5 protein-coding genes are annotated in these 5,030 nt (G+C 64.4%); all 5 read left to right on the top strand.

Annotation, left to right across the window (positions count from 1 at the left end):
* On the top strand, nucleotides 1-671 hold a 671-nt coding region (locus VFH65_RS13510), incomplete at its 5' end, for a lipase family protein (protein ID WP_353322192.1).
* Nucleotides 658-1,542, top strand: coding sequence for a sialate O-acetylesterase (locus VFH65_RS13505; RefSeq protein WP_353322190.1), 885 nt, complete (start codon nucleotides 658-660; stop codon nucleotides 1,540-1,542). The genes VFH65_RS13510 and VFH65_RS13505, both read left to right, overlap by 14 nt.
* Nucleotides 1,529-2,104: a YdcF family protein gene (locus VFH65_RS13500; protein WP_353322189.1), complete on the top strand. Its 576-nt coding sequence runs from the start codon at nucleotides 1,529-1,531 to the stop codon at nucleotides 2,102-2,104. The genes VFH65_RS13505 and VFH65_RS13500 overlap by 14 nt, the downstream gene beginning before the upstream one ends.
* A gap of 218 nt (nucleotides 2,105-2,322) precedes the next feature.
* Complete coding sequence (locus VFH65_RS13495; protein WP_353322187.1) at nucleotides 2,323-3,741, top strand: sugar transferase; 1,419 nt, start codon at nucleotides 2,323-2,325, stop codon at nucleotides 3,739-3,741.
* A gap of 526 nt (nucleotides 3,742-4,267) precedes the next feature.
* A partial coding sequence (locus VFH65_RS13490; protein ID WP_353322185.1) for a lipase family protein occupies nucleotides 4,268-5,030 on the top strand: 763 nt, incomplete at its 3' end.

Here is a 5,030-nt window from a genome sequence, read left to right as displayed (position 1 = left end):
GCGCCTTGCGCCATACCTTCAAGAACGTCTCCGATCGCTGGGTGGCCGTCGGCGGATCCCAAGGCGGCGGGGCGGCATGGGCGGCGGACGAACAGGCAGGCACCTACGCACCGGAACTGAACCTCGTCGGCGCGGTCGCGTACTCACCTGCCGTCGATGTGTCAGGAATGGTGAACAAGGCGCAGGCGGGCACGTTGACCGTTGATCAGCTGGCGGCGTTTCAAGCAGTCATCGAGTCACTTGCGCGCCTGCACGACGACCTCAACCGCGACGACTACCGCCACGGCGCGGCCAAGAAATACTGGGACGTGCTTTCGGCGTGTTCGGGGCCCAAGGTCTCGGATCGTACGGCCGCGATCCAAGCGATGCAGCCAACCGACCTGGCGCCGGCCACACCAGCCGCTGCCGAACAGTTACGCAAGCTGATCTCGGCCTGGTCCCTTCCGCAGCAACGACTTTCAGCACCGCTGTCGGTGGCATATGGCGGACAAGACACCTACATCGATGCGCAGTGGACCACCGACGCGATCGCAAGGGCGTGTGCACTCGGCGGGACTGTGCAATGGCAGCTCCAGCCGGACAAGGGGCACGGCGACGTGGACATCGCATCCCAATTCACTTGGATCGCAGACCGATTCGCGGGTAAACCGGTCGAAAATGACTGCCCTTAGGAATCCCGATGGAGACTATCCGCTCCTGCGCCGCCTGCTGATCGAGGGCTGGTGCGTCGTCAAGCGCCGCCTAGCCAAGCCCGGCACCCCGGTGACCGTCCCCGAGCTTCCGTATCTGATCGTGCCGATTCTCGGACAGTCGAACGCCTACGGAATGGGCGTCGGGCTCGATCTCGACGGCCCGGATAAACCGCACCCCGCGGTGCACCAATGGGCGATGTCGGGCCCGTCGGCCGGCACTGTTGTCGCCGGCGTCGACCCGTTGTTTCACGAGGTGCCGGGCAAGGGTGTCGGTTTCGGTGTGACGTTCGCCAAGCAGCTTGCCGACGAGACCGGCCGTTCCGTGCTGCTGATTCCTGGTGCGCGCGGCGACACGTCGTTCACCCCGAAGAACGGCTACACCTGGGATGTCGACGACACTCGCTCGCGCAGAAATCTGTACCGCGAGGCGGTGTCCGCGGTCGATGCGGCAATCGAACAATATCCGGGCAGCACCGTCGCCGCCGTGCTGTGGCACCAAGGCGAGACGGATGTGCCGTTGATGGCCGCTGCGGTTTATCAGAGGAAACTCGACCGGCTCATCGACGACGTCCGGGGACGCTACGGCGAAAGCGTGCCTTTCCTGCTCGGGCAAATGGTGCCCGAAGAAATGGAATTGAGCCATAAGGACTATTCCGCCATCGACGCCGTGCACGCCGACACCCCGAATCGCAGGACCGGCACCGCATTCATTCCCGGACCGTCCGGCTGTATCAATGGTGGGGAAGACCGCCACTACAACGCGACGGGCCAGCGTGAGCTGGGCAGGCGGATGTGGATAACGTACCGCGAGATGTGCGCCGAACAACTAGCGGGCTATGCGCCGGGTTGATCCGGGCCGGGTGATCTTGGAATCGATCGCCGCGGTGCTCGTGATCGTGCTGATCGACGTCGGACTGGCGGGAATCGTGCTGTTCACCCACGCCAAGGAGGACCAGCTGCAGCGCGCCGACGCGATCGTTGTGCTGGCCGGTGAGCACGACGGCCGCGAGGAGTATGCGCTACGTCTCGCGCGAGAGGGCTGGGCGCCGACCGTCGTGCTATCGAATCCCTACCTGCGCAACGACACGGTGATGAAGGAGTTCTGCCGCCCTGTCGAGGACGTAGAAGTCATCTGCGGAAAGCCGCGCACGCTGACCACCCGCGGCGAGGCGGACATGGTGCGCCAACTTGCGCAGCAGCGATCGTGGACCAAGATTATCGTCGTCACCTGGCGTTATCACATCCCGCGCGCACGGCTGGTCTTCCGGCAGTGCTACTCCGACGATCGGCACGCGACGGTCATGCGGGCGATGCCCAGGGAGTACCAGTACTCATTCCTGCAGTGGGAGTTCATGTACTTCTACCAATTTGCCGGCTTCGCGAAGGCCGTTCTTCAAGGCACTTGCGCTTGACCAGCCAGTTTTCGCAATGTGTGGCGTTGTCAGGCAAACAATGAGATAGTGTACCGACGGTCGGGGTCGTCGAATTATCGGTAGCCGCCAGCAAATAGGAGGTAGTGCGAGCCGTGTCGGTGGCAGAAGAGGTATTTGTACCCACCAAACCCCGCCTTACCGCGGTTGGTAGCACTCCCGTTCCTTTGTGGCAGCGTCGATATAAGGTCCTCCTTGTCGTGACCGATGTGGCTGTGGTGGCGCTGGCTTTGGCCGCTGCTCAGTTCGTCCGGCTCGGCAGGCCTGACGTGCCGGTCGAGGCCGCTTCGGCGTACGAGGCCGCGGCCTACTACGCGGTGCTGTCCTACTACACGGTGCTGTCGTTCTTCGTCGGCGCGATCTGGCTGGGCCTGCTTGCGGCGTACCGCACTCGCTCGCCCCGGATCGTCGGTGCCGGCGTCGAGGAATACCGCCGGGTGTTTTCCGCCACACTGGCAACCGTCGGCGTGATCGCGGTCTTCCTGATGATCTTCCGGCCCGAGTATGCCCGTGGCTATCTTGCCGTGGCCCTTCCGCTCGGACTCCTTGCGTTGCTCCTGAGCCGCAGCCTGTGCAGGCGATTCCTCGCCCGCCAGCGCCGGCTGGGCAAGTGCGTCATGTCGGTGCTGGCCGTCGGCGATCCGCGGGCGGTGCGCAGCCTGGTGCAGTCCCTGCATCGCGGCTGGTGGTACGGCTACTCGGTGGTCGGTGTGTGCCTGACCGGGCGCAGCACCGGCGGCACCCTCGAGGTGCCAGGAGTCGGCACGTTGCCGGTCCTCGGCGACGAAGGCAAGGTGCACGACGCCATCCTCAAGATCAACGCTGATACCGTCGCGTTGACCACCACCGATCACCTCGGGCCAGAAGGTGTCCGCGAATTGTCGTGGGATCTGGACAAATTGGGTGTGGACCTGGTGGTTTCGCCAGGCGTCGTCGACGTCGCCGGACCGCGCCTGACCATGCGCCCTGTCGCCGGCCTGCCGCTCATTCACGTCGAGAAGCCGCAGTACAGCGGCACGAAGAAGTTGCAGAAGCGGGCCTTCGACCTGTTCGTGTCGTTAAGCGTCCTGCTCGGCGCCCTGCCGGTGATGGCGGCTGCCGCGATCGCCATCAAGCTGACCAGCAAGGGCCCGGTGTTCTACCGCTCCGAGCGGATCGGCTTGGACGGCCGGCCGTTCCAGATGATCAAGTTCCGGACCATGGTCGACGGTGCCGACAAGCAGCTGGACAGCCTGATCGATGTCAACGAGAGCGTCGGCGGCGTGCTGTTCAAGATCCGCGAGGACCCGCGGGTCACCGCGGTCGGCAAGATCCTGCGCCGCTACAGCATCGACGAGCTTCCCCAGTTCTTCAATGTGCTGCGCCGCGACATGAGCGTTGTCGGGCCGCGCCCGCCGCTGCGCCGCGAGGTCGACACCTACAACGATCAGGTGCGGCGACGGCTGCTCGTGCTGCCGGGTATCACAGGCCTGTGGCAGGTCAGCGGCCGCTCGGACCTGTCGTGGGAGGACTCGGTCCGGCTGGATCTGTCCTATGTGGAGAACTGGTCCATTGCCAACGACCTACTGATCGCGGCCAAGACCATCCGCATTGTCGCGGCGGGTTCAGGCGCCTACTGATCGCATCGCGCGCTCAGATATTCATCACGTGCGGCTTCCATTAATTGACGCGCAACGTTATAAAGCTAGGGTGAGAGCCACCGCCCAGCTCGCCATGAGGCAAAGCGCGTAATCCGGTTAAAGTCGGCCAACCTAGCCGGAAAAGCCTGCTAGCCGGACGATCTCGTGACGAGCCAACACCGCGCCGGTGGCATCCGCGGCGAGGGACAAATCAATATCGATAGTCCAATTCGCGAATGCCCGCAAAACGTCTGAACAGCCTCCAGCAACGTCCGTGGAGTCCGAATGGCGGGCAATCGGACTGAGTTGCAGGGAAGCCGCCGCAAAATACTGACGCTGACGTAAAAGATCGGTATCTGCGTCCCCGAGAAGTCCGTCATGACACACCGGCGCGTCCTGTCGATGTTCGCGGGACGGGGTTTGCGACACGCTCAGGAGAAGGTGGCGGCGCTAGCAGCATCTGGCGCACCGTTCGCACTAGATTGAGCGGCAGAGCAACGGCAAAGGACAGCGCGTACCGGGCATGATGAAAAAAGCGGTGTTGTGGACGGCTGTGGCCGTTGTCCTCGCCATCGAGATAGCCGTGGTGGTTACATTCCAAGCCGCGATCTACACCGTTGCAGTGCGAGTAGTGGATCAGTTTCCCCCTTCCGGCGGTCCACCCGTGCCGATCACTTCCGCGGATTTGACGGACTCCGGGCCTGGTTCGTTGGTGACGGCGACATCCATGCCCGGGGTGACCCGTACCTACGAGGGTCGAGGACTGCACGCGGCCAGAGTCGTCTATCGCTCCACCTCCGGTGACGCCGGGCCGACGGTCGTCTCTGGTTCGGTCTTCACGCCGCGGGGCGACGCTCCAGACGGAGGCTGGCCCGTTGTGGCGTTCGGCCACGGCACGCTGGGCATCGAGGGTCCATGTGCGCCCTCACTGTCTTCATCGTTGCTCGGCCTGATGCGTTACGTACGGGTGCTGACCCAGTTGGGCTACGCGGTGGCGCTGACCGACTATCAGGGACTTGGCACCAAGGGTGTCCATCCCTATTCGGATTCGCGCACCGCCGGGCTCAACATGATCGACGCCGTACGAGCACTGCGACGGACCTTCCCTGATGTCTCGGACAGGTGGGCGGCGTTCGGTGACTCGCAGGGCGGCAGCGCCGCGTGGGCCGCCGATGAGCAGGCGGCGACCTACGCGCCGGAACTCCACCTGGTCGGCGCCCTCGCGGCGTCCCCGGCCGCGGACCTGACGGGCCTGGTGGACAAGGCGCAGCAGGGCACGCTGACCGCCG

Source organism: Mycobacterium sp. (assembly GCF_035697385.1).
Classification (GTDB): domain Bacteria; phylum Actinomycetota; class Actinomycetes; order Mycobacteriales; family Mycobacteriaceae; genus Mycobacterium.
This window is presented reverse-complemented; position numbering and strand designations above follow the sequence as displayed.